The 23921-nt window shown below is 57.4% G+C and carries 21 protein-coding genes; 12 read left to right on the forward strand and 9 right to left on the reverse strand.

The genetic code is table 11. The features are described 5' to 3' along the window. Nucleotides 1-55 precede the first annotated feature (55 nt). The 8 genes from infC to upp all read left to right on the forward strand — a co-directional run bounded on the left by infC (nt 56) and on the right by upp (nt 6901). The gene (infC, locus tag ABI171_RS19045; protein ID WP_348094188.1) at nt 56-580 is read left to right on the forward strand and encodes a translation initiation factor IF-3; all 525 of its coding nucleotides are present in this window, start codon (nt 56-58) and stop codon (nt 578-580) included. Between the two features lie 258 nt (nt 581-838). After that, complete coding sequence (gene rpmI / locus ABI171_RS19050) at nt 839-1036, forward strand: 50S ribosomal protein L35 (RefSeq protein WP_348094112.1); 198 nt, start codon at nt 839-841, stop codon at nt 1034-1036. Nucleotides 1037-1056: 20 nt separating this feature from the next. Then, nucleotides 1057-1416: a 50S ribosomal protein L20 gene (gene rplT, locus ABI171_RS19055; protein ID WP_014005489.1), complete on the forward strand. Its 360-nt coding sequence runs from the start codon at nt 1057-1059 to the stop codon at nt 1414-1416. 153 nt (nt 1417-1569) lie between these two features. Further along, on the forward strand, nt 1570-2586 hold the full coding sequence (gene pheS, locus ABI171_RS19060) for a phenylalanine--tRNA ligase subunit alpha (protein ID WP_348094113.1): 1017 nt from the start codon (nt 1570-1572) through the stop codon (nt 2584-2586). A gap of 170 nt (nt 2587-2756) precedes the next feature. After that, nucleotides 2757-5183, forward strand: coding sequence for a phenylalanine--tRNA ligase subunit beta (gene pheT, locus ABI171_RS19065; protein ID WP_348094114.1), 2427 nt, complete (start codon nt 2757-2759; stop codon nt 5181-5183). Between the two features lie 122 nt (nt 5184-5305). Next, on the forward strand, nt 5306-5749 hold the full coding sequence (locus ABI171_RS19070; protein ID WP_348094115.1) for an integration host factor subunit alpha: 444 nt from the start codon (nt 5306-5308) through the stop codon (nt 5747-5749). Further along, on the forward strand, nt 5746-6153 hold the full coding sequence (locus ABI171_RS19075; protein ID WP_348094116.1) for a MerR family transcriptional regulator: 408 nt from the start codon (nt 5746-5748) through the stop codon (nt 6151-6153). Before ABI171_RS19070 ends, ABI171_RS19075 begins: the two co-directional genes overlap by 4 nt. Nucleotides 6154-6250: 97 nt before the next feature. Continuing rightward, entirely contained in the window at nt 6251-6901 is a 651-nt protein-coding gene (gene upp, locus ABI171_RS19080; protein ID WP_098492967.1) for a uracil phosphoribosyltransferase, read from the forward strand. Nucleotides 6902-6979: 78 nt separating this feature from the next. Here upp and ABI171_RS19085 read toward each other — a convergent pair whose 3' ends face one another. The 3 genes from ABI171_RS19085 to ABI171_RS19095 form a co-directional block, all read right to left on the reverse strand. Further along, complete coding sequence (locus tag ABI171_RS19085) at nt 6980-9403, reverse strand: glycoside hydrolase family 31 protein (protein WP_348094117.1); 2424 nt, start codon at nt 9401-9403, stop codon at nt 6980-6982. Nucleotides 9404-9472: 69 nt separating this feature from the next. Next, entirely contained in the window at nt 9473-10756 is a 1284-nt protein-coding gene (locus tag ABI171_RS19090) for an MFS transporter (RefSeq protein ID WP_348094118.1), read from the reverse strand. Between the two features lie 82 nt (nt 10757-10838). Further along, entirely contained in the window at nt 10839-12368 is a 1530-nt protein-coding gene (locus tag ABI171_RS19095) for an altronate dehydratase family protein (protein WP_348094119.1), read from the reverse strand. 223 nt (nt 12369-12591) lie between these two features. Here ABI171_RS19095 and ABI171_RS19100 point away from each other — a divergent pair, with 223 nt between their 5' ends. Then, on the forward strand, nt 12592-13269 hold the full coding sequence (locus ABI171_RS19100) for an FCD domain-containing protein (RefSeq protein ID WP_348094120.1): 678 nt from the start codon (nt 12592-12594) through the stop codon (nt 13267-13269). A 57-nt stretch (nt 13270-13326) separates the two neighbouring features. On the opposite strand, the gene ABI171_RS19105 is transcribed toward ABI171_RS19100, so the two are convergent. The 4 genes from ABI171_RS19105 to ABI171_RS19120 all read right to left on the reverse strand — a co-directional run bounded on the left by ABI171_RS19105 (nt 13327) and on the right by ABI171_RS19120 (nt 17074). Continuing rightward, nucleotides 13327-14004, reverse strand: coding sequence for a type 1 glutamine amidotransferase domain-containing protein (locus tag ABI171_RS19105; protein WP_348094121.1), 678 nt, complete (start codon nt 14002-14004; stop codon nt 13327-13329). 45 nt (nt 14005-14049) lie between these two features. Continuing rightward, nucleotides 14050-15084 carry an NADP-dependent oxidoreductase gene (locus ABI171_RS19110; protein WP_348094122.1) on the reverse strand — a complete coding sequence of 345 codons (1035 nt, stop codon included), beginning with the start codon at nt 15082-15084 and terminating at the stop codon, nt 14050-14052. A 118-nt stretch (nt 15085-15202) separates the two neighbouring features. Next, a complete protein-coding gene (locus ABI171_RS19115) occupies nt 15203-16360 on the reverse strand; it encodes an iron-containing alcohol dehydrogenase (protein ID WP_348094123.1) in 1158 nt (385 codons plus the stop codon). Nucleotides 16361-16459: 99 nt separating this feature from the next. Further along, nucleotides 16460-17074: a TetR/AcrR family transcriptional regulator gene (locus ABI171_RS19120; protein WP_348094124.1), complete on the reverse strand. Its 615-nt coding sequence runs from the start codon at nt 17072-17074 to the stop codon at nt 16460-16462. A gap of 230 nt (nt 17075-17304) precedes the next feature. Here ABI171_RS19120 and ABI171_RS19125 point away from each other — a divergent pair, with 230 nt between their 5' ends. Then, nucleotides 17305-18264, forward strand: coding sequence for a LysR family transcriptional regulator (locus ABI171_RS19125; RefSeq protein WP_348094125.1), 960 nt, complete (start codon nt 17305-17307; stop codon nt 18262-18264). A gap of 53 nt (nt 18265-18317) precedes the next feature. Here ABI171_RS19125 and ABI171_RS19130 read toward each other — a convergent pair whose 3' ends face one another. Next, nucleotides 18318-19427 (reverse strand): NADH:flavin oxidoreductase/NADH oxidase, encoded by a 1110-nt coding sequence (locus ABI171_RS19130; RefSeq protein WP_348094126.1) that lies wholly within the window; start codon nt 19425-19427, stop codon nt 18318-18320. Nucleotides 19428-19462: 35 nt separating this feature from the next. Beyond that, entirely contained in the window at nt 19463-21259 is a 1797-nt protein-coding gene (locus tag ABI171_RS19135; protein WP_348094127.1) for an ABC transporter transmembrane domain-containing protein, read from the reverse strand. Between the two features lie 394 nt (nt 21260-21653). On the opposite strand from ABI171_RS19135, the gene egtD reads away from it, so the two are divergent. Both egtD and egtB read left to right on the forward strand, forming a co-directional pair. Next, complete coding sequence (egtD, locus tag ABI171_RS19140) at nt 21654-22622, forward strand: L-histidine N(alpha)-methyltransferase (RefSeq protein ID WP_348094128.1); 969 nt, start codon at nt 21654-21656, stop codon at nt 22620-22622. A gap of 87 nt (nt 22623-22709) precedes the next feature. Next, nucleotides 22710-23921, forward strand: a complete 1212-nt coding sequence (gene egtB, locus ABI171_RS19145) for an ergothioneine biosynthesis protein EgtB (RefSeq protein ID WP_348094189.1) — start codon at nt 22710-22712, stop codon at nt 23919-23921.

Consider the following 23921-nt stretch of genomic DNA (forward strand, 5'->3'; position numbering starts at 1 on the left):
GCAACCCTAAGCGCCAGAGCACGGCTTAATTATTTGATTTTTAAAGGAAACTGCAATAGCTACGGACAAGTCACATCGCATCAACGGCGAAATTACTGCGCCAGAATTGCGCCTATCCGGTGTCGAGAACGAAGCACTCGGTATCGTCAGTCTGGCTGATGCCTTCCGCCTGGCGGAAGAGGCGAACGTTGACCTGGTGGAAATCGCACCGACAGCACAGCCACCGGTAGCCCGTTTGATGGACTACGGCAAGTTCAAGTACCAGGAGCAGAAGAAGGCGCACGAAGCCAAGTTGAAGCAGAAGGTCATTCTGGTGAAGGAAGTCAAATTCCGTCCAGGTACCGATGATGGTGATTACAACATCAAGCTGCGCAATTTGACCCGCTTCCTGGACGAAGACGGCGACAAGGTCAAGATCACGCTGCGTTTCCGCGGCCGTGAAATGGCTCACCAAGACATCGGCATGCGTATGCTGGAACGTCTGAAAGCAGATCTGGAACCGTATGGCCAGGTCGAGCAGTGGCCGAAGATGGAAGGGCGTCAGATGATCATGATCATCGGTCCGAAGAAGAAAAAATAACAAATTGGGGAAAAAGTTTAAGAGCCACCGCAGCGTGGCGAATTACTCTGTCTTCAACTGATATAGATTTTAGGTGGCCTGGATGAGTAACTATCCGGGCGATCCAAAAAGCGGCAGGGAAGATTCTGTTGCCAAATCTGGCTGTGGTAGTCGGGCAGTTGGGTTTAAACAAGTGAGAGCAGGCATCCAAGCGTAACGTTATGTTGCCACCTGCAATCATGTTAAAAAAGGAGCTGTCCTCAAAGGACAGATAGTGTCATGCCAAAAATGAAGACCAAAAGCGGCGCTAAAAAGCGTTTCCGCGTACGTCCGGGTGGAACTGTTAAACGCGGTCAAGCGTTCAAACGCCACATCCTGACCAAGAAGACCACCAAAAACAAACGTCAATTGCGCGGTTCCGTTGGGGTCAATGACCACAACATGGTATCCGTTACGCGCATGTTGCCGAACGCTTAACCTCATACTAAGGAGTTATTATGCCTAGAGTAAAACGTGGGGTTACAGCTCGTGCCCGTCATAAAAAAATCTTGGTGCAAGCCAAGGGTTACCGCGGTCGTCGCAGTAAAGTCTATCGTGTAGCCAAGCAAGCGGTTATGCGCGCTGGTCAATACGCATACCGTGACCGCCGCAACAAGAAGCGCGTATTCCGTGCTTTGTGGATTGCTCGTATCAACGCCGCTTCCCGTGAGCATGGCGTGACATACAGCGTATTCATGAACGGTCTGAAGCGTGCTTCGATCGAACTGGACCGTAAGGTTCTGGCTGATATGGCAGTGATGGACAAGCCAGCGTTTGCTGCGATTGTCAATCAAGTCAAGGCCAACATCGCTGCGTAAGTTTCTTATGTAGTTTTGCCAGCGCCGCGCAGTTCTGCGGCATGGCAATCCCGAGCGGGGCAGAGGTCAACACCTTATGCCCCGTTTGTGTTTTTAACCGCTGGTTTTTCAATTGACTGGCGTATTTCGGCTTCATTGGAGCAGGAAAACTGCATGAACTCCCTAGAACAACTAGTAACGCAAGCCCAGGCTGATTTCAGCGCCGCCGTCGATGCCGCCGCGCTGGAAAATGCGAAAGCCAAATATCTGGGCAAGACCGGCCAGATCACCGAACAGATGAAGGGGCTGGGCAAACTGGCTGCCGACGAGCGCAAAGTCCAGGGCGCAGTCATCAACCATGCCAAGGAACAGATCGAAGCCGCCCTGACCGCGCGCCGTGACGCCTTGGCCAACGCCCAGATGCAAGAGCGCCTGAACGCCGAAGCGATCGATATCACCTTGCCGGGCCGTGGCCGTGGCGTCGGCGGTATCCATCCGGTGATGCGTTCGTGGCAGCGCATCGAAGAAATCTTCCGTTCGATCGGTTTCGATGTGGCCGACGGCCCTGAAATCGAAACCGACTGGACCAACTTTACCGCCTTGAACAGCCCGGAAAACCATCCGGCGCGTTCGATGCAGGATACCTTCTACATCGAAGGCAATGACACTGAAGGCAAGCCGCTGCTGCTGCGCACCCACACCAGCCCGATGCAGGTGCGTTATGCGCGCATGAACAAGCCGCCGATCAAGGTCATCGCGCCGGGCCGTACTTATCGCGTTGACAGCGATGCGACCCATTCGCCGATGTTCCATCAGGTTGAAGGCTTATGGATTGCCGAAGACATCAGCTTCGCAGACCTCAAAGGCGTCTACCTGAATTTCGTCAAGGCCTTCTTCGAAACCGACGATCTGCAAGTGCGTTTCCGTCCATCGTATTTTCCGTTCACCGAGCCTTCGGCCGAGATTGATATTGCCTTCGGCAGCGGTCCGCTAAAGGGACGCTGGCTGGAAGTCTCGGGCGCCGGCCAGGTGCATCCGAATGTGGTACGCAACATGGGCCTGGATCCGGAACAGTTCATCGGCTTCGCGTTCGGCTCCGGCATTGAACGTCTGACGATGCTGCGTTATGGCATCAACGATCTGCGCCTGTTCTACGAAGGCGATCTGCGTTTCCTGAAACAATTTAATTAAACTGCTGCTGTTCAGCGCCGCACGAACACTACACCGTCATCCTCGCGAACGCGGGGATCCAGGTTACGAGAGAATGGATTCCCGCGTACGCGGGAATGACGCCGAGGGTGATTTTCTGCTGACTGAATAGTCACCTAAAATCCTGATACAGGTTTTTGAAGGTTTTACCTATGCAATTCTCTGAAAGCTGGCTGCGTTCCATGGTCGATCCGAAGATGACTTCGGACGAATTGTCCCATTTGCTGACCATGTCCGGTCTCGAAGTGGAAGAGGTCGAGCCGGTGGCGCCGCCCTTTACCAATATCGTGGTGGGCCTGGTGCTCGAAACCGCCAAGCATCCGAACGCCGATCGTTTGAATGTCTGCCAGGTCGACGTCGGTACCGGCACGCATCTCAATATCGTCTGCGGCGCGCCTAACGTGCGTCCCGGCATCAAGGTGCCTTGCGCCATGGTTGGCGCGATTTTGCCGCCGGGTGCGGATGGCAAGCCGTTCGAAATCAAGCTGGGTCAGTTGCGCGGCGTCGAGTCGCAGGGCATGTTGTGCTCGGCGCGTGAACTGAAGCTGTCGGAAGACCATGGCGGCTTGCTGGAATTGCCGGAAGATGCGCCGGTCGGCCAGAATTTCCGCGATTACTATGAGCTGAACGATCTCAAGTTCACTATCAAGCTGACGCCGAACAAGGCGGATTGCCTGTCGGTGCTGGGCGTGGCGCGCGAAGTGTCGGCCCTGACCGGTACGTCGCTCAAGCAGCCGGTATACCAAGTCGTCGCAGCAAACATCACTGAAACCTTGCCGGTCAAGATTTCGGCGCCGGACCTGTGCGGCCGTTTCTCCGGCCGCGTGATCCGCGGCTTGAACGCCAAGGCGGCGACGCCGCAATGGATGAAGCAGCGCCTGGAGCGTAGCGGCCAGCGTCCGATCTCGGCCCTGGTCGATATCTCCAACTATGTCATGCTGGAACTCGGCCGTCCAACCCATGTGTTCGACTTGGACAAGATCCATGGCGGCCTCGATGTCCGCTGGGGCAAGGCGGGCGAATCGCTCAAGCTGTTGAATGGAAATACCGTCAGCGTCGACGACTGGATCGGCGTCATCGCCGATGACCGGCAAATCGAATCGCTGGCCGGCATCATGGGCGGCGACGCCACGGCGGTGTCGCTGGAAACCCAAAACATCTATCTGGAAGCCGCTTTCTGGTGGCCGCAAGCGATCCAGGGCCGCGCCCGCCGCTTCAATTTCTCGACCGATGCCGGCCATCGCTTCGAACGTGGCGTCGATTTCGCCACTACGGTCGAGCACATCGAACGCATTACTGCGTTGCTGATCGAAATTTGCGGCACGCCTGAAACCAAGATCGGTCCGATCGACGATCAAAGCGTCAACCTGCCGAAGCGCGATGCGGTCAAAGTCCGTACCTCGCGCGCGATCCGCGTCATCGGTGTACCTTTGTCGGACAGCCAGATCGCTGATATCTTCACTCGCCTGGGCCTGGCGTTCACGCAAGAGAACGGCGTGTTCTCGGTGACGCCTCCGTCGTATCGTTTCGATATCGAGATCGAGGAAGACCTGATCGAGGAAATCGCCCGCGTCTACGGTTTTGAAAATATCCCGGCCTTGCCGCCGGTAGCGCCGAACGCGATGTATATCGCGCCGGAACATCGGCGCTCGCTGTTCACGATCCGCCGCCAGCTGGCCGACCTGGATTACCAGGAAGTGATCAACTACAGCTTTGTCGACGAAGCCTGGGAAGCCGACTTTGCCGGTAACCTGGCGCCGATCAAGGTGGTCAACCCGATCGCCAGCCAGATGAGCGTGATGCGCTCGACCCTGGTCGGCAGCCTGATCGCCAACGTCAAATACAATCTGAACCGCAAGCTGAACCGTGTGCGCATCTTTGAAGCCGGCGCAGTCTACATGCGTGACGCAGCAGTGCAGAACGGTCCACTGGCAGTGGCTGGCTTCGCTCAGCCTAAGCGCGTCGCCGGTCTGGCTTACGGCCCGCAAGCTGACGAGCAATGGGGCCAGGCAGCCCGTAGCGTCGATTTCTTCGATGTGAAAGCGGATCTGGAAGCCTTGTTCGCACCGGTGACTTTGCGTTTCGCTAAAATCGAACACCCGGCGCTGCATCCCGGCCGTTCGGCGCAAGTGCTGCTGGGCGACAAGGCGATCGGTTTCATCGGCGAGCTGCACCCGCGCCTGCAGCAGAAATATGAGCTGCCTTTGGCGCCGGTCATGTTCGAAGTCGATGGGCTGGCGTTGCAGCAACGGCAAGTGCCGGCGTATGTCGATATTTCGAAATTCCCTGCCGTGGTGCGCGATCTTGCAGTGGTGGTAAAACAAGCGGTTTATGCACAGGATTTACTGGATGTTTTTGCTGCTGAGCAGCAAGGAAATCCGGCATGCCGGATTCTGCAAGCCATTGTTTTATTTGATGAATATCATGGCAAAGGGTTGGAAAATGACGAAAAAAGTCTTGCTTTCCGTTTTACCTTGCAAGATACTGAAAACACCCTCCAAGATGACACCGTAGAAGCCGCCATGTCTGCTTTGATCGCTGCTGTCAGCAAGGTGCCAACAGCAAAATTACGCGCTTGATTAGCCTCAAAATCGCATGATTTAATGATAAAACCTGCGGTAAAAAGCCGGATGAACGCGATGGCAGTGGCAAACGCGTCGCCGGCAGCAGCAATCCAGGAAGACAGGGGCGTAACGACAGAATGAACAATATGCAGACAGTAGAATTTGAATCCGTTCTGGACGCCGATCTGAATCGGGCCATGCGTGAAGCGCAAGCGCGTTCGCAGGCAGAAAAGAATTTGCCGACATTGACCAAGGCGGAACTGGCTGAACTTTTGTTTGAACAGGTTGGTCTCAACAAGCGTGAAGCCAAGGACATGGTGGAAACGTTTTTCGATGAAATCCGCGATGCGCTGGAACGCGGCGAGGCAGTGAAACTGTCGGGTTTCGGCAATTTCCAGTTGCGCGACAAGCCGCAGCGTCCGGGCCGCAATCCCAAGACGGGGGAAGAAATTCCTATCACTGCACGCCGCGTGGTGACGTTTCACGCCAGTCAGAAACTCAAGGGCATGGTTGAAGCCGCAAGCCTGCAACCCGTCCAGCCTATTCAACAGTTTGCCGCCGCTCTCCCAGCTAATTCATGAACGATCGCGTTAGTAAGTCCGAGCTTGTCGTATTGCCGCCGATTCCGGCCAAGCGTTATTTCACCATAGGTGAGGTCAGCGACCTATGCGGCGTCAAGCCGCATGTGCTGCGCTATTGGGAGCAGGAGTTCACCCAGCTCAAGCCGGTCAAGCGGCGCGGCAACCGGCGTTATTACCAGCACCATGAAGTGCTGCTGATTCGCCGCATCCGCGAGCTCTTGTATGAACACGGTTTCACCATCAGCGGCGCGCGCAACAAGCTCGATGGCCGTCTTGGCAGCGTGGTGGAAGCCGAGCAAGCCGCCGAAGCCAGGCAGAACGAGCTGAATATTCTCGAAGTGCGTCATGAACTTGAAGAAATTCTTGCATTGCTGATACCCAAAACAGAGTCAGCCGTTGAGTAAATACTGAAGCGTGGAGGGGAGAGAAATCTCCCCTTTTTTGTGTACAGAATATTCCGGCTGCGCCTTATTTCATCCTTATCCGTTTATCCAATTTATCATGCTCAGCGATCCCCGTTTCCCCAATCTCTTCATCCTCAACCATCCGTTGATCCAGCACAAGCTGACGCATATGCGGAGCAAGGAAACGTCGACCCGTACGTTCCGCCAGCTACTGCGGGAAATTACACTGCTGATGGGTTATGAAATCACGCGCGATTTGCCGCTGACTACGCAGTTGATCGAGACGCCGATGCAGAGTATGGAAGCGCCGGTGATTGCCGGCCGCAAGCTGGCGGTGGTGCCGGTGCTGCGCGCCGGAATCGGCATGAGCGACGGCTTGCTGGACCTGGTGCCGTCGGCGCGGGTCGGCCATATCGGCGTGTACCGCGATCCGGATACGCACCAGCCGGTAGAGTACCTGGTGCGCTTGCCGGATTTGGCGGAGCGGATCTTTATCGTCTGCGATCCAATGGTGGCGACGGGTAATTCTGCGGTGCATGCGGTTGATGTGCTGAAGAAGCGCGGTGTCAGTGACGAGCAAATCATCTTCCTGGCCTTGGTGGCTGCGCCTGAGGGTGTGCAGGTGTTCCAGGATGCGCATCCTGGCGTCAAGCTGTATGTGGCTAGCCTGGATTCGCATTTGGATGCGCATGCGTATATAGTTCCGGGCTTGGGCGATGCCGGCGACCGGATATTTGGCACTAAATAACTTGCGTATTGCTCTGTTCCTGCGGGTTCGAAAGTCAAAACGCCTCATCCGCACTGGATGAGGCGTTTTGACTTGTCTTTAGCTGATGTCTGCCATGACAAATGCTTGCTCTTCAGCATAGACAAGTTGCGCCGCTTTTCCTGCAATGGTCACTGCGCGATGTTCGGAACCAGGCAGGATGATCTTGACCTGCTTCTGAGCCTCCCCGGCGCCTGATGTGTTTTTAAACGCAAGGCGCAGATCGACTGTATGGGCATCGGTCTTGACCGTAACGGTCCAGCTGGCGTGCTGCTTTTGGCGGTAAGCATAGGACTCGCCATCATCATCAAAAAAGGAAGTGATGACTTCTGTTGCCTGCCGGTGCGGGAAGACCATGAAGCCGATGCGGCAATCGGGCTTGGCGAAATGCTGCTCGGCCAAGTTGACCGGTATGGCGCTGCCCTCGCGCACCAGTAGCGGAGGCTGGCTCCATGGCGCTGCCAGCGTGACGGTCTGACCGCCTTCAAAGCGGTCGCCGGACCAGAAGTCGATCCAGTCGGAGCCTGCGGGAAGATAAACATCCCGGGTGCGCTGGCCCGCTTCGACCACGGGTGCAAACAGTAGCGAACGGCCGATCATCAGATCGTCGTTTTCTTCAAAGCAGCGCGCATCTTGCGGAAAATCGAAGAAGGTTGGACGCGTGACCGGTTGATACTGATCGTGCGCTTGCCACAGCAGGTCATACAGATATGGCGTCAGCTTGGCGCGCAATTTGATCAGGTCGCGCACATGATGCGTTGCTTGCGGAAACATCCACGGTTCGTTGACACTGCCGTCGGTGTTCCATGAATGTATCGAAAAGCGTGGCAGGAAAATGCCGAATTGCACCCAGCGTATGAACAGTTCCTGGTCCGGCGCCGGACCAAAGAAGCCGCCGATGTCGTGACCGCTGTTGGAGACCCCGGAAAGCGCCAGCCCCAAGCCCATCTTGATATTGTATTTAAGCGTTTGCCAGGAAGTGGTGTTGTCGCCAGACCAGGTCTGGGCATAGCGCTGCATGCCCGCCATGCCGCCGCGCGTGACCACATAAGGGCGTTTCTCCGGACTGAATTCCTGCTGCGCCTGGCGCGAGGCGCGCATCATCAGCAGCGTTTGCAATATCTTGGCTTCTCGCACCGGGTAGCTGCTGCCGAAACCCTTGGCCAGAACTTTATCAGACCATATTTCAAATTCATTGTTGTCGTTCCAAGTGGCTGACAGGCCGTATTCGAGCAGCGCTGTCTTGACCTTTTCTTTCCACCAGTCCAAGGTTTTTGGATTGGTGAAATCGAGATAGACGCCGACTTCGCCCCAGTACTGGATCCAGCCTGGCTGGCCCTTGGTATCTGACATCAGCAGTCCTGATTCAAGCGCCTCGTCAAACAAAGGATGGGAGCGTAGCAATGCTGGCTTGATGTTCGGCACCAGGTGCACGCCTTTGTCCATATAGCTGGAGGCAAAGCCCTTGGCATCAGGGAATTTGTCGTGGTTCCAGTTAAATACATAGCGCTTGCCATTGATGGTGGTGTAACCGGAGGATAGGTGGAATGAGTCGCAAAGGATGTCGTGCTCGGCGCATTTTTCCAGGAATTCGCCCATCCGTTCCTGGGCGTTGGCGGCTTCGGTGTACAACATGGTGGAGCCGGAATAACCGAGCGACCATTTGGGCATGAATGCCGGTCGTCCCGTGAGCCAGGTATAGCGCCGCACGACCTGGTCGATCCTGGCGTCGCCGGCGATGATGTAATAGTCGAGGATGCCGTGGTCGGCAATAAAATGTCGATACGGGAAATGATATTGGTCTATCTCGCGCCCCATATCTATGGTGCAATCCGACAGGGTGTCGTAGAACACGCCGAACGCGGCTTGCAGCTCCGGTTTCCAGGTTATGTAGAACGGAATGTGCTTGTACAGGGTGTCGGTGGTTTTTGCGTTGTAGCCGAGGGGATTGATGTTGGTCATCCGGTGCGACTGCCCCGCGCGATTGGTATCGCCGGCGCGTTCTCCCAGGCCGAAATACATCTCACCCGGTTCGCGTACCAGATAGTGATAGCAGCGTTCATCCCAATAGCCAAAATTATAAGCCTGCGTCGGCCGGTCGCTGGCGACGGCGACCCAGTGGCTGCCCTGTGCGGTTTGCTGAAGAATCTCCCAGTTGCAGAAAAAGCCCGACAACGCCACTGTCAGGCGTATCTGCGCGGTTTCAATTTTCAGCTTGCCGCCGCTTTCGTCCAGCTTGAAGGAAGGCAGTGCAAAACCGCTCAAATCGAAGCGGTCGCGACCTTCGGTGGCGACGTCTTCCTGACCAGGGGCGATGGCCCAGCTGTTCAACGTGCTTTGCTTGCCTGCCGGTAGCACCATGACCCGAACGATATCTTGTTCCAGTACAAATAAATGGGCGACATCTCCATCGTTGCTGGTGAGCGTGATTTTGTTTCCGCTGTTGTGGGAAATGTGGAAAAGGGGGGGATTGATCATCGACATGAGAGATTTCCTTTGCAATCAAATTAAAGAAATTGGCGGGACAGGGTCATGAGGGCAGCCCACCAGATATCAAACTGTTGCCGGCACCAAGGACGGACGTCTTTCGAATCTGTCGCGGATTAGCAGGAACAGTACGGCCAGGCCGAGCAGGTCGAGCACGGAAAGCGAGATAAAGATCGGGGTGTAGCCGACTTTGTCCACCACCAGGCCGACGATGGCAGTCACTGTCAAGCCGCCGGCCCACGCAGCCATGCCGGTAAAGCCGCTGGTGGTCGCTTGCTCGCTGGTGGGAAAGACGTCGGTTACGAGCGTGCTGAACTGCACGGAAATAATCTGATGGGCAAAGGTGCCGATGCAGAACAGTCCTATGGCGAGATAGGGGTTCAGCGCCCAGCCGATAAATCCGGGCGCTATCATGCAAAATGCGCCGCTGCCCATGGCCCAGACACGGGCGCGGATCAGATCGATTTTGAAATATTTCATATAGATCGGCGACAGATAGCCACCCAGTACGCCGCCCATGTCGGCGGCGAGAAAGGGCACCCAGGCAAACAGGGCGATCGACTTGAGATCCATGCCGCGTTCTTTCATCAGAAATAGCGGGATGAAAAAACTGAAAATCTGCCAGGCCGGTTCCGTCAGGAATTTGGGAATGGCAATCGCCCAGAAATGGCGCGTCGTCAGGATTTTCTTGACGGACGGTTTTTTGCGTTGACCAACAGGAATCGGCGCATCCTGGCCATTCAGTATCATTCCACGCTCTGCCTCGCTCAAGTGTTTGTGATCGGCCGGCAGACGATAAAAACTGCACCACAGCACCGCCCACAAGATGCCGGCAACGCCGATTACAAGGAACGCCATTTCCCAGTTGTACATGGTCATCAGGAATACTACGATCGGTGGCGCCGCCATCGCGCCGATCGAGGTGCCGGCATTCTTGTAGCCGACCGCCACCGATCGCTCCTGCCGTGGAAACCATTCGCCGACAGCCTTGACCCCCGCCGGAATCACCGCAGCTTCGGTCATGCCCAGCAACAGCCGAAAACCCGCCAGTCCGACCCAGCCGGTGGCGAACACATGCCCGGCGCAAGCCAGCGACCAGCCGACCGCAAACAGCGCCAGCCCGGCGCGCAAGCCGATCATATCCATCACCATGCCGCATACCGGTTGCATGATCATGTAACCGGCCTGGAAGGCATTGACGATCAGAGCGTACTGCCTGGTATCGAAATGCAGTTCTTGCATCAGGTGGACCGACATGACCGCCAGCGAATTTCGCGCAAGGTAGTTGATAACGGTGCAAAGGATCACCATGCCGATGATCCACCACCTGAGTCCGGATATTTTTTTCATTGCTGTCTCCTAGCCATCTATCGGGCGGTTTTATTGGGTATTTTTATTTATTCACCGTGCATATGACGGATGTCGGGCCTGCTTACATTTGCGCGCCGATCATCCATGGCACAAATTCCTCGTTGCCGACGCCCAGTGCTTCACTGCGACTTTTTTCACCGGAAGCGATGCGCAACAGCAGCTGGAAAATTTCTTCGCCTTTCTGTTGTACGGTCGCACCGCCATCCATGATGTCGCCGCAGTTGATGTCCATGTCGTCTTGCATGCGCAGGTACATGCGGGTGTTGGTGGCGATCTTGATGGAGGGGGCAGGCTTGGCGCCAAAACAGGAACCGCGCCCTGTAGTGAAGGCAACCAGGTTGGCGCCGCTGGCGATTTGTCCTGTGGCACCCATCGGGTCATAGCCCGGCGCATCCATGAATACCAGGCCGTGGGTGTCAATCGGTTCAGCGTAGCGATACACGCCCATTAGCGGAGTGGAGCCGCTTTTGGCTACCGCGCCCAACGATTTTTCGAGAATGGTGCTGAGGCCGCCAGCCTTGTTGCCGGGCGTAGGATTGTTGTCAATGCTGCCTTTTTCACGTTCGGCATAGGTTTCCCACCAGCGAATCCGTTCAATCAGCTTCTCGCCGACCTCGGTGGAAATCGCGCGCCGGGTCAGCAAATGTTCTGCGCCGTAAATTTCCGGTGTTTCGGTCAGGATCGCCGTCGCACCATGTTGCACCAGAAGATCCACGGCGACGCCCAGCGCCGGATTAGCGGTAATGCCGGAATAGCCATCTGAACCGCCGCATTGCAAAGCAACGCTGAGATGCGAAATCGACAGCGGCTCGCGTTGCACCAGATTGGCGATCGGCAGCATTTTCGCAACGGCAGCAATCGCCGCATCCACGGTTTTTTGTGTGCCGCCCTGTTCCTGCATCACCAGTGTTCGAAGCATGGCGCCGGGGGTAATGCCTTCTGCCATGAACATCGCTCCCATCTGGTTGGCTTCGCAGCCAAGGCCGATGACCAGCACGCCGGCGAAATTGGCATGCCGTATCAGGCCGCCGATGGTGCGGCGCAATTGCTGGATTCCTTCGCCATTGTGATCAATGCAGCAGCCAAAGCTATGCGTGACCGGCACCACGCCATCGACGTTAAGATAGGCATCCAACGCTCCCGGTTGGGCAAAATGCTGTGCGACCATTTTGCTGACGGTGGCGGAACAGTTGACGGTGCTGACTACGCCAATATAGTTGCGGGTGGCGACTACGCCGTCGGCACGGCGGATACCTTGAAAGGTGAGCTCTGCGGCCGGCCGGGGGACAGATTTGACATCTTTGCCAAAGGCATAATCGCGAGCGAAATCGCCCATCGATACATTTTGGGTATGGATGTGCTGGCCGGCAGTAGCTGGCGCGCTGACAAAGCCAATGATCTGGCCGTAGCGACGGACCGGATCGCCGGTTTGCAATGCTCGCAATGCAAACTTGTGGCCGGCTGGAATGGTTTCGGTGATCTGGATGCCATTCAGTTCGGCCAGATTGGTGCCGGCAGTCAGTTCGCTTAAAGCAATCGCGACGTTGTCGTCGGCGTGCAGCCGGATGACGCGGGACTGGTTTTGCAACATATTCTCCTCCTTGTTGTGCCGCAAGAATTGCAGGGACAGCACACGATGAATATTTCTGCAGGCCATCATCAGACTGCTTGAAATGGGTGTGTATTGATTATTTGCCAATCATGCCGGAGCCGGGAGATAATCACAAACTGGTCAGACCAATTCGGGGGAGCGCATGAGCAATAGCGGGATACATAGCCGGACTAGCGGCAACGGCGGCAGTCAAACGCTCAGAATGGTTTTGCAGAGCATGCAGTCAAAAATCCTGGATGGCAGTTGGGCGACCGACAGCCGCATTCCGTCCGAGCGGACGTTGGCGCAGAGCTTGGGCGTATCGCGTTCCACGTTGCGGGAAGCGATACAACAATTAAGTGCGCGTGGCTTGCTTAGCAGCCGCAGGGGTGCTGGCGTGTTTGTCGTGAATCGTTTATCCCAAGGTCTGGCTGCGCCCTGGATGCAGTTGCTGGCGGATCATCCGCCGCTGCGGGGAGATATGCTGGAGTTTCGCCGTATTTTTGAATGTGCGGCCGCTGGACTGGCAGCCGAGAGGGCGACTGAGGAAGAACATGGGAAGATTGCTGAAATCCTGCAGCGCATGCGCAATGCGGTGGCGCAGCACAATGTCGAAGCGGAAGCGATTACCGACGCCGAATTTCACGCCGCCCTTGCTGCTGCCACACATAACGCCATGTACCGGCATTTTCACGGCAGCGTAGTCAGGATGCTGCGCGATCACATTACCCGCAATACCTATGAAGCTAACAACGACGCCGCGCATGCCGCAGAGTTTACCTACGCGCGGATGGCGCAGCACGAGGCAATCTGGCAGGCGATTTGCGAGCGAGCGCCAGACGCTGCCTTCCGGGCCATGCACGTGCATCTGGATTTTGTCGGTATGCAGTTTGACGAGTAATCGGCTTTATCCATCAAACTGCGTATTGAATATAGCGCTGGCTTACGCTTGCCTGTATTACGCCAGTAGCGTTAACACCTGCTCCGCCACTGCAACCGAAGACGCCGGATTCTGCCCGGTAATCAGATTGCCATCCACCACCGCATAGCTACCCCAATCCGCAACCTTGCTGTAATTCCCGCCCAGCTTCTTCAATTCAGCTTCCACCAGAAACGGCACAATATCGGTCAGTTGCACCGCTGCTTCTTCACTATCCGAAAAGCCGGTGACTTTCTTGCCCTTGACCAGCGGCGAACCATCCACAGCGCGTGCATGGCGCAGTACACCTGGCGCATGGCAGACTGCCGATACCGGCTTGCCTGCGGCATACATCGTTTCGATCAGTGCGATCGAATCCTTGTCTTCCGCCAAGTCCCACAGCGGGCCGTGGCCGCCTGGGTAAAACACCGCGTCGTAAGCGCTGGCTTGCGCCGTCGACAACTTGATGGTTGATGCCAGTGCAGCTTGCGCGGCGCTGTCTTTGCGGAAGCGTTCGGTGGCCCCGGTTTGTGCATCCGGTTCGTCGCTTTTCGGGTCCAGCGGCGGCTGGCCGCCGTGCGGCGAAGCCAGGGTGAGCTTGGCGCCGGCATCCAGGAAAGCGTAGTAGGGCGCGGCAAACTCTTCCAGCCAGAAGCCGGTTTTCTTGCCTGTGTCGCCCAGTTGGTCGTGCGAGGTCAATACCATTAATATGTTCATGCGAGTTCCTTTTGCATTGCGATAGGAAAAATTTAAATTGAACGCTTATTCATCGCCGCTGCGTATCACCAGCTTGCCGAAGTTCTTACCTTCCAGCAGGCCGATAAAGGCTTGCGGCGCATTCTCCAGGCCGTCGACGATATCTTCACGGTATTTCATCTTGCCGGCAACAATCCAGCCGCTCATTTCCTTGAAAAATTCCGGATAGCGATGGCCGTAGTCGTCAAAGATGATGAAGCCTTGCAGTTTGATACGGCGGGTCAGCAGGCGCCGCATCAGCGATGGCAGGTGATCCGGGCCTTCCGGTTTGCCGGTGGCGTTGTAGCTGGCGATCATGCCGCACAGCGGCACCCGGGCGCGGACATTCAGCAATGGCAGGACTGCCTCGAACACGGCGCCGCCGACGTTTTCAAAATAGACGTCGATGCCTTTGCTGCAAGCGGCGGCAAGCTGTTGTGGAAAATCGGCGGCGCGATGGTTGATACAGGCATCGAAACCTAGTTCCTCGACCGCATAGTTGCACTTGTCGGCGCCGCCGGCAATCCCGACCACGCGGCAACCCTTGAGTTTGGCAATCTGGCCGACCACCGAGCCGACCGCGCCGGTGGCGGCTGCCACCACCACGGTTTCACCGGCTTGCGGCTGGCCGATATCGAGCAGGCCCATGTAGGCGGTGAAGCCGGGCATGCCAAGCAAGCCTAGTGCATAGGATGGCTTGCCCAGTTTCGGGTCGAGCCTGGTCAGGCCTTTGCCGTCGGACAGCGCATAGTCTTGCCAGCCGCTGTAGCTCAGCACCAGGTCGCCTGCTTTGTAATCAGGGTGTTCGGACACTTCGATCTTGGATACCGTGCCGCCTACCATGACCGCGCCGACTTCGACCGGCGCGGCATAGGACGGGGCGTCGCTCATGCGTCCGCGCATGTACGGATCAAGCGATAGATAGACGGTGCGCAGCAGCACTTGACCGCTGGCCGGCGTCGGCACAGGACTTTGATCCAGTTTGAAATTCTCGGCAGTCGGGGCGCCATGCGGGCGCGAGGCGAGCAAGATACGGCGATTGATTGTTTTACTTTGTGACATGTTCGCTACTCCTTCAGTGGGATGAGCGCCGGCGGTGTCTTGCCGGCGCGGGCGGAATCAGTAAAGCGTAGTCAAGAAAAATTGAAGCGCAGATTGAAACTTGAATTGAAGCCTAGTCTTACAGCGCTGCTTCGAGGATCTTGCGGCTGACGTCCAGCGTATGGTCCTGGTGCTCGCCGAGCCGGGTCATGCCGTGCTGCTTGAGTTGTTCCAGCACGGTTTCGACGGCTGGCTGGCTCAGTTCATAGTCCGACAGGCGGGTCTTGATGCCCATGCTTTCAAAGAATGCGCGGGTGCGTTCGATGGCGAGGTCGATACGCGCATCTTCGCTGCCTTCGGTAATCTGCCAGACGCGCTCGGCGTATTGCAGCAGTTTGGCACGTTTGCTGTCACGGCGTACCGCCAGCAATGACGGCAGCACGATGGCCAGGGTGCGCGCATGGTCGATATCGTATTGTGCGGTCAGCTCATGGCCGATCATGTGCGTAGCCCAGTCTTGCGGCACACCGGCGCCGATCAAGCCGTTGAGCGCCAGCGTCGCCACCCACATCAGGTTGGCGCGGGCGTCGTAGTCGTTGGGTTCGGCCAGTACCTTCGGTCCGGTTTCGATCAGGCTCAGCAGCAAGCCTTCGGCGAAACGGTCTTGCACTTGGCCTTGCACCGGGTAGGTCAGGTACTGCTCGATGGTGTGGACGAAAGCATCGACCACGCCATTGGCGATCTGCCGCGGCGGCAGGGTGAAGGTCTTGGTCGGATCGAGAATCGAAAATTGCGGAAATACCAGCGGGCTATGGAAGGCCAGCTTGGCTTGTATCGATTTGCGGGTAACAACGCCGCCGTTATTCATTTCCGAACCGGTTGCAGGCAAGGTCAGCACACTGCCGAAGGGCAGGGCGCTAGTGATGTTGGTGCCGCGTTTGACTGCGATATCCCAGGCTTCGCCTTCAAAATTCGCCGCTGCAGCGACAAACTTGGTGCCGTCGATGACAGAGCCGCCGCCAACCGCCAGCAGGAAGTCGATCTTCTTGGCGCGTACCTGTTCCACGGCCCGCATCAGGGTTTCGTAGCTTGGATTCGGCTCGATGCCGGCGAATTCGTGGACTTCGCGATTGCCGAGCGCAGCCTTGACTTCCGCCAGGGTGCCGGTTTTCTGGGCGCTGGCGCCGCCGAACAAGATCAGGACACGGGCGTCTTGTGGCACCAGCGTTGACAGTTTGGCGATGGTGTCGCGGCCAAAGACGATTTTGGTGGGATTATAGAATTCAAAATTCAGCATGTGGTTTCCTTTGGGAAGTAAGCAGCTCTTATAGTTGAGCGATAAAAACGGCTACGCTTGCTAGTACACAAGCGTGTGTGGTTGCGGTATGAGGACGGATCAGGGCGAGGCCAGGGTGTTGATGGTAATCTCCATGGCAGTTTCGAGCGGACTGCGGTCACGCTGGAGTTTGGCCAGGAGACTTGCACCCAGCCATAACTGGTACAGCATTTGCGCTGTTTTCTGCGGCTCCAGTTCGACCCGCAGGGAGCCGTCAGCAATCCCTTCGGCGATACAGTCGGCGAGGCGCACCATGACTTGCCGCGTGCCGTCGCACAAGACCAGGCGCATGTCTTCCGAGAGGTCGGCGACTTCGGCGCTGAGCTTCACCACCAGGCATTTGTGCATGGCTTCAGCGCCGGATTGGGTTTCCAGCCAGTGACTCCAGTAACGCAACAGGCGCTCCCGGGCCGGTTCCCGGCGTGCTGCGGATGTGGGTTGCACCGCAATTTGCAGGACCTGGTCCAGCGCCTGCAGGTAATCTTCGACATACTGCTCCATCAACTCGCGGCCGTATTGCTCTTTCGAGCCGAAGTAGTGATAGAACGATCCTTTGGGAATCGCTGCCGCGCTCAGGATCTCGCTTAATCCGACCCCTGAGAAGCCTTTGACGGCAATGATTTTTTGTCCTGCGTCGAGGATGTGGCGCTTGGTGGTGTCGTAATTTGTTCGCATGATGCATGCATTATAGATCAAAATTAGACCGGTCGTCTAATTCGGTATAAATCGACTATTTTTCATGAATATCATCAAAAATCGAGTGGATTCGATACTTGGGAGTTATCCAGTCGTGCTTTATCGATGTCTATTCAGGTATACATATATCCGTTATGCTGAAGGGGTTTACTGTGCAACTTTCACATTCGTTTGAAAGTTGACATTTCCTACCCTTTTTAGCGCCGCCCATGACATCCCGCACCAACCACCATCTTGATACCTACCTGCTGCGTGTGCTGCACACTTTGCTGGTGGAGAAGAGTGTCTCGCGCACTGCCATCAAGCTGGGCCAGTCGCAGCCGACCATCAGCAATACGCTCAAGCGTTTGCGTGAACTGACCGGCGACGCCATCCTGGTGCGCGGCAAGACCGGCATGGTGCCGACCGAACGCGGACAAGAGTTGCTGGCGCTGGCGAAACAAGGTCTGGAAGTCATTGAAAAAATCGCGGCGCCGGTGGCCGCGTTCGAGGCCGACAGCACCGCGCGCGTATTCCACATCGGCACGCCGGACTATCTGAACATGCTGCTGATCCCGTCGATCATCGAGCAGTTGCGCAAACGCGCTCCGGGCGCCAGCCTGATGGTGCATGCGCTGGACGCCAACCTGGACTACGCCAGCGCGCTGGAAACCGGACGTTTCGACATGGTGATCGGCAACTGGCCGGATCCGCCCGAGCACCTGCATCTGGCGCAATTGTTTGATGACGACGTAGTGTGCATGATGCACCGCGATCATCCGGTGGCCAAGAAGGGCCTGACCCTGAAATACTATCTGGAAATGCCGCACCTGGCGCCTACGCCATACATAGAAGGGCACCGCAGCGGCATTGATGCTGCGCTGGCCGAGCAGGGCTTGAAGCGTAACGTGCAGGTGACCATTCCGTATTTCGCACTGGTGCCGCACGTGTTGTCGAAATCCGATCTGATCTTTACCACCGGCCGCCAGTTTGCCGAACACATCATCGAAGACTGGCCGATCGGCATGTTTACGCTGCCGTTTGATATGCCGAAGATGCGTTTCTACATGCTGTGGCATGCGCGTTCGCACGTAGCGCCGGATGTGGTGTGGCTGCGGCGCCTGATTGCCGAAGTGGCGGCAGGCCTGGGAAAAACCTCGGCAAAACAGCCGGTGCCGCATAGTCTCTAAACGTTTGCAGCACCGGTCCCGATATCGGTCCCGGTCTCGATTCACACTTCAGTTTATTTTTCGCTGTAATCCACATTCGGCCGTTGCGGCGATTTGCGTGAAGTCGCACGCATGTATTGTGGTGCCCACGATGTGACGTCATGCAGCGCGTCGGCCGCATGCAAGGGCCAGTACGGATCGCGCAGCAGTTCACGCGCCATCAGCACCAGGTCGGCTTGCTCGGTGCGCAGAATGTGCTCGGCTTGGCCCGGATCGGTAATCATGCCGACCGTGCCGCTGGCGATACCGGCTTCGTGCTTGACCCTTGCCGCAAACTTGGTCTGGTAACCGGGGCCGACCGGAATGCTGGCGCTGGCGATATTGCCGCCGCTGGAGACGTCGATCAGATCGACTCCAGCCTCGCGCAACAAGCGGCTCAATGCGACCGTTTCGTCGTCGTTCCAGCCGCCTTCGATCCAGTCGGTGGCTGACAGACGCACCAGCAATGGCAGTTCCTGCGGCCAGACCTTGCGTACCGCCGCCACCACTTCCAGCACCAGCCGCGCGCGATTTTCAAACGAGCCGCCATATTCGTCGCTGCGCTGGTTGCTGACCGGCGACAGGAACTGATGCAGCAGGTAGCCGTGCGCAGCGTGGATCTCAACTACCTTGAAGCCAGCCTTGTGCGCGCGTACCGCGGCGTCGGCGAAGGCCTGGACCACGCCCTTGATGCCGTCGATGGTCAGCGCGGTCGGCGTGGTATAGCTGACGTCAAAAGGAATCGCCGATGGCCCCTCCGTGTGCCAGCCGCCTTGTTCCGGCTCGACCCGGCCTTGCTGTTCTTCCCATGGACGCCAGACGCTGGCTTTGCGGCCTGCATGCGCCAGCTGGATGCCGGCGACTACCCCTTGCTGTTCGATAAAGCGGGTGATGCGGCTCAGCGGCGCGATATGCTCGTCTTTCCAGATGCCCAGGTCCTGTGGCGAGATACGGCCCTGCGGCACTACCGCGCTGGCTTCAAAGATGATCAGGCCGGCGCCGCCGACAGCGCGGCTGCCCAGGTGCACCAGGTGCCAGTCATTGGCAAAGCCGCCTTCCGCCGAGTACTGGCACATGGGCGCAACGGCAATCCGGTTGGCTAGCGTCACGCTGCGTAATGTCAAGGGAGAAAATAAGATGCTCATGGTCTTTTCCTGTTATCTGGAGATGGCCGCTTCGTTTACGAGTCGGTGTGAATATTGAACTGCAGCGCCGCCAGGCTGGCGTACAAACCGTTTTGCGCGACCAGTTCGGCATGGTTGCCGGTTTCGACCACATGACCGTGCTCCAGCACGATGATGCGGTCGGCGCGTTGCACGGTCGCCAAGCGATGCGCGATGACCAGCGTGGTGCGGCCGACCATTGCTGCTTCCAGCGCACCTTGCACCGCGCGTTCCGATTCGGCATCGAGCGCGCTGGTGGCTTCGTCCAACAGCAGCAAGGGCGGATTTTTCAGCAAGGCGCGCGCAATCGCGATGCGCTGGCGCTGGCCGCCTGACAAACGCACGCCGCGTTCGCCGAGGAAAGCCTGGTAACCCTCCGGCAAGCGTTCGATGAATTCGTGCGCCGCCGCCATTTTTGCCGCAGCGATCACTTCGGCGTCCGTAGCGCCGACCCGGCCATAGCGGATGTTTTCCATCGCGTTGGCGGAAAAAATGATGGTGTCTTGCGGCACTATGCCGATCGCTTCGCGCAAGGTATGCAGGTCGAGATACTTTATGTCGACCCCATCGAGCTTGATGCTGCCTTCTTGCGGATCATAGAAACGTAGCAGCAGTTGGAACAGGGTGGTCTTGCCGGCCCCCGAAGGACCGACCACGGCCACTGTTTCACCTGGCCGGATATCCAGTGACAAGCCGTGCAGCGCCGCGCTCTCCGGCCGTGACGGATAACGGAAGCCGATGTTTTCAAGCATCAGCGCCGCGCCCTGTTCAGTGCGTGGCGGCAGCGAGTCCGGCAGCAGCACCGATTGCACCGGCGATTGCGCCGCCAATAATTCCAGCAAACGCTCGGTAGCGCCGGCGGCGCGCTGGGCGTCGCCCATGACTTCGGCCAGAGCGCCGATAGAACCGGCCAGCAGGGCGGCGTACAGGATGAACTGGCCCAGTTCGCCGCCGCTCATGCGGCCCTGGACCACGGCATGTGCGCCCAGCCACAGCACGAAGACAATCGCGCCGAACACCAGCAGGATCGCCATCATGGTCAGCAGCGAACGGGCGCGTATGCGTTCCATCGCAGTGCTGAAGGCGTTTTCGATCGAGATATCGAAGCGTTGCGCCTCGATGTTTTCATGGGTGAAGGCTTGCACGGTCGGCATGGCGTTGAGGATTTCTCCCGCCATCGCCGACGCGTCGGCGACCCGGTCTTGCGAATCGCGCGACAGCTTGCGCACGCGCCGGCCGTACCAGACGATCGGCAGCACCACCAAGGCCAGCATCACCAGGATGATCGCGCTCAGCTTGACGCTGGTAATGAACAGCATGACCATGCCGCCGATGAACAGCAAGGCATTCCGCAGCGCCATCGAGATGCTGGTGCCGACCAGCGCCTGGATCAGCGTGGTGTCGGTGGTGATGCGCGACAGCACTTCGCCGGTCTTGGTGGTCTCAAAGAATTGCGGGCTCTGCGTCACCACATGCGAATACACCGCGCTGCGCAGGTCGGCGGTGACTCTTTCGCCGAGCCAGGACACCATGTAAAAGCGCGCGGCAGTGGCCACGCCCAAGACACAGGCGACGCCGAACAGCGCCAGGAAATACATGTCGATATGGCTGGCGCCCTGGATCCCGCCGGTGCTGAATCCGAGATCGATCATTTGCCGGAATGCATACGGAATCGCCAGGGTGGCGCCGGCCGCCACCAGCAGCGCAATGCTGGCCATCGCAAACTGTCGTTTGTAGGGAGCCAGGAAAGGAACCAAGCCGATGAGTGTGCCCAGACTGCGTTTTTGAGGTTCTTTGGAAGTTATGGTTGTCATGTTGGATTCTGTGTGGGCGGCCGCTGAGCCCTAAGTCCGGTCTTGCGGCTTATTGTGATTTATTACGGTTCATTGCGGTTTATCTGGTATCTGCGTCAAGCTGCGATCCTACAGCACGCCAGCGGATTGCGGAAAATGTCTGTAGCGGTATACCACGTATTCATGTTGCAGCCGGTTAAGAGATCGAGCGCACTTTGCCGCGTATTCAAAGGGAACTTCAACGCTTTATCGAATATCGATATACTTGTTCAATGCCTAGCGTATGACCAGCAGTTTGCTAGTGTAGTGGATGTTGCGCGTGGACGCAGGATCACGCTACGGAGAGCCTGAATTTTTGTGGCTGAACAAGCAACTAAATATGTCGTTCCCATGATTGCCATCTCAGGAGAATCCCTTGGCCCAACTGCGACAATCAGCGCCCCCGGAAAACTGCGTGGCGCAAGACGAGGTTGAACAGCAGCTGGTCGCCGGTTTGCTGGCGCCGCATGCGCATGTCTCGCCGAAATACCTTTACGACGTTCTCGGCTCGCGCTTGTTTGCGGCAATTTGCGAATTGCCCGAGTATTATCCGACGCGCACAGAAGCGGCGATCTTCGAGCACCATGCCAGCCAGATTGCGGTTGCGGTCGGTGCCGATGCAACCCTGATCGACCTCGGGGCGGGAAATTGCAGCAAGGCGGCGCGCCTGTTTCCCAGCCTGCGGCCGAAGCAGTATGTTGCGGTCGATATCTCCGAGAAATTCTTGCAGGAGGCCGTCAGTGCGCTGCGCCAGCAATTCCCGCAGATAAAGATGACTTGCCTCGGCATGGATTTCTCTTCCGAACTGGAATTGCCGCCGGCAATAGGATTACGTCGACGGCAGTTTTTTTACCCAGGTTCATCGATCGGCAATTTCGCGCCTTTGGAGTCTTTGAAATTCTTGCACCAGATCCGCAAAGCCATCGCCGGCAGCGATGGTGGCCTGCTGATCGGGGTCGACCTGGTCAAGGACAAGCCTATTCTGGATGCCGCCTATGACGATGCGCTGGGGGTTACCGCGGCCTTCAACCTGAATCTGCTGAATCATCTGAATCGTTTGCTGGACGCCGATTTCCGACCGCAAGACTGGCGTCACCGGGCTTTCTATAATGAGGAACAGCATCGGATTGAAATGCACCTGGAGGCGCGCGAGGACCTCATCGTCCATTGGCGGCAAGGCGGCATCCGGCGCTTTGCGCAAGGTGAACGCATCCACACTGAGAGCAGTTATAAATACTCACGGCAAGGCTTTATCGACATGCTGCAGCAAGCCGGGTTTGGCAAGGTGCAGACCTGGAGCGACGAGCGCAACTGGTTCATGGTGTGCCATGCACAGGTTACTTGAGCGAGTAGTTTGAACGAGTCATACGGAAACGGAATTGCAATGGATATGGCGACACAAGTCGTGACAGCTGAAACCGGCCACCGGGCGATGACTGATTTAGCGCAGGCATTTTCCAGCGTGCGCGCGCAGTCTTGCCGGTTGGTGCAGCCCTTGTCGACAGAGGATTGCTGCGTGCAATCGATGCCCGACGCCAGTCCTGCCAAATGGCATCTGGCGCATACCACCTGGTTTTTCGAGACATTTATCCTGGAACGTTTCGAGGCTGGTTTCCGGCCGTTTCATCCGGCCTTCCGGGTCCTGTTCAATTCCTATTACGAAGGAGTCGGAGACAAGCACCCGCGGGCCCAGCGCGGCTTGATCACGCGGCCCGCGCTGGACGAGGTGCTGGCTTATCGCCAAAACGTCGATCAGCGCCTGCTGGCCTTGCTGGCGCAAACTCTGGCGCCGGAGGCGGCATGCGAGCTGGCGATGCTGGTCGAACTGGGTTTGCAGCACGAGCAGCAGCATCAGGAATTACTGGTGACCGATATCAAGCATCTGCTGGCAATGAATCCCTTGCTGCCGCCTTATCTTCCCTCCAGCGCGATGGCCGAAGTAGCAGCGGAGCGGACTGTCGGCGCCCTGCAATGGCAATCGTTCAAATCGGGGATTGTTGAAGTCGGACACAACGGGCAGGGCTTCTTTTTCGACAATGAAACGCCACGTCACCGGCAGTTTGTCGAACCGTTTTCGATGGCGTCGCGGCTGGTCAGCAATGGCGAATATCTGGCGTTCGTCGAAGATGGTGGCTATAGAAATCCCTTGTTATGGCTATCTGCCGGCTGGGACTGGGTGATGCACGAGAAAATCACGCGGCCGCTGTACTGGCAGAATGCCCACGCACAATTTGATTCCGCCTGGCGTGAATTTACCTTGCATGGCTTGCAGCCGCTGGCCGCGCATGAGGCGGTCGCGCATCTCTCTTTCTACGAAGCTGAGGCTTATGCGCGCTGGGCCGGCGCCCGTTTGCCGACCGAGGCCGAATGGGAATGCGCCGCAGCATGTTCAAGCACCGCGCCGCAAGCCGATTATTTCGGCGTCGCCTGGCAATGGACCACCAGCAGTTATGCGCCATATCCCGGCTACGTCGCGTTGCCAGGTGCGGTGGGCGAATACAACGGCAAGTTCATGGTCAACCAGTATGTGTTGCGTGGCTCCTCGGCAGCGACGCCGGCCGGCCATGCACGCCTGAGTTACCGTAATTTTTTCCCGGCGACTGCGCGCTGGCAGTTTAGCGGGATTCGCCTGGCGCGTTCTTGA

This window comes from Collimonas sp. (genome assembly GCF_039923675.1).
GTDB lineage: Bacteria > Pseudomonadota > Gammaproteobacteria > Burkholderiales > Burkholderiaceae_D > Collimonas.

Excerpts from the sequence above, each read along its gene's own strand:
- rpmI (WP_348094112.1), top strand. The coding sequence starts at position 839 with ATGCCAAAAATGAAGACCAAAAGCGGCGCTAAAAAGCGTTTCCGCGTA.
- rplT (WP_014005489.1), top strand. The coding sequence starts at position 1,057 with ATGCCTAGAGTAAAACGTGGGGTTACAGCTCGTGCCCGTCATAAAAAA.
- pheS (WP_348094113.1), top strand. The coding sequence starts at position 1,570 with ATGAACTCCCTAGAACAACTAGTAACGCAAGCCCAGGCTGATTTCAGC.
- pheT (WP_348094114.1), top strand. The coding sequence starts at position 2,757 with ATGCAATTCTCTGAAAGCTGGCTGCGTTCCATGGTCGATCCGAAGATG.
- ABI171_RS19070 (WP_348094115.1), top strand. The coding sequence starts at position 5,306 with ATGAACAATATGCAGACAGTAGAATTTGAATCCGTTCTGGACGCCGAT.
- ABI171_RS19075 (WP_348094116.1), top strand. The coding sequence starts at position 5,746 with ATGAACGATCGCGTTAGTAAGTCCGAGCTTGTCGTATTGCCGCCGATT.
- upp (WP_098492967.1), top strand. The coding sequence starts at position 6,251 with ATGCTCAGCGATCCCCGTTTCCCCAATCTCTTCATCCTCAACCATCCG.
- ABI171_RS19085 (WP_348094117.1), bottom strand. The coding sequence starts at position 9,403 with ATGTCGATGATCAATCCCCCCCTTTTCCACATTTCCCACAACAGCGGA.
- ABI171_RS19090 (WP_348094118.1), bottom strand. The coding sequence starts at position 10,756 with ATGAAAAAAATATCCGGACTCAGGTGGTGGATCATCGGCATGGTGATC.
- ABI171_RS19095 (WP_348094119.1), bottom strand. The coding sequence starts at position 12,368 with ATGTTGCAAAACCAGTCCCGCGTCATCCGGCTGCACGCCGACGACAAC.
- ABI171_RS19100 (WP_348094120.1), top strand. The coding sequence starts at position 12,592 with ATGGTTTTGCAGAGCATGCAGTCAAAAATCCTGGATGGCAGTTGGGCG.
- ABI171_RS19105 (WP_348094121.1), bottom strand. The coding sequence starts at position 14,004 with ATGAACATATTAATGGTATTGACCTCGCACGACCAACTGGGCGACACA.
- ABI171_RS19110 (WP_348094122.1), bottom strand. The coding sequence starts at position 15,084 with ATGTCACAAAGTAAAACAATCAATCGCCGTATCTTGCTCGCCTCGCGC.
- ABI171_RS19115 (WP_348094123.1), bottom strand. The coding sequence starts at position 16,360 with ATGCTGAATTTTGAATTCTATAATCCCACCAAAATCGTCTTTGGCCGC.
- ABI171_RS19120 (WP_348094124.1), bottom strand. The coding sequence starts at position 17,074 with ATGCGAACAAATTACGACACCACCAAGCGCCACATCCTCGACGCAGGA.
- ABI171_RS19125 (WP_348094125.1), top strand. The coding sequence starts at position 17,305 with ATGACATCCCGCACCAACCACCATCTTGATACCTACCTGCTGCGTGTG.
- ABI171_RS19130 (WP_348094126.1), bottom strand. The coding sequence starts at position 19,427 with ATGAGCATCTTATTTTCTCCCTTGACATTACGCAGCGTGACGCTAGCC.
- ABI171_RS19135 (WP_348094127.1), bottom strand. The coding sequence starts at position 21,259 with ATGACAACCATAACTTCCAAAGAACCTCAAAAACGCAGTCTGGGCACA.
- egtB (WP_348094189.1), top strand. The coding sequence starts at position 22,710 with ATGACTGATTTAGCGCAGGCATTTTCCAGCGTGCGCGCGCAGTCTTGC.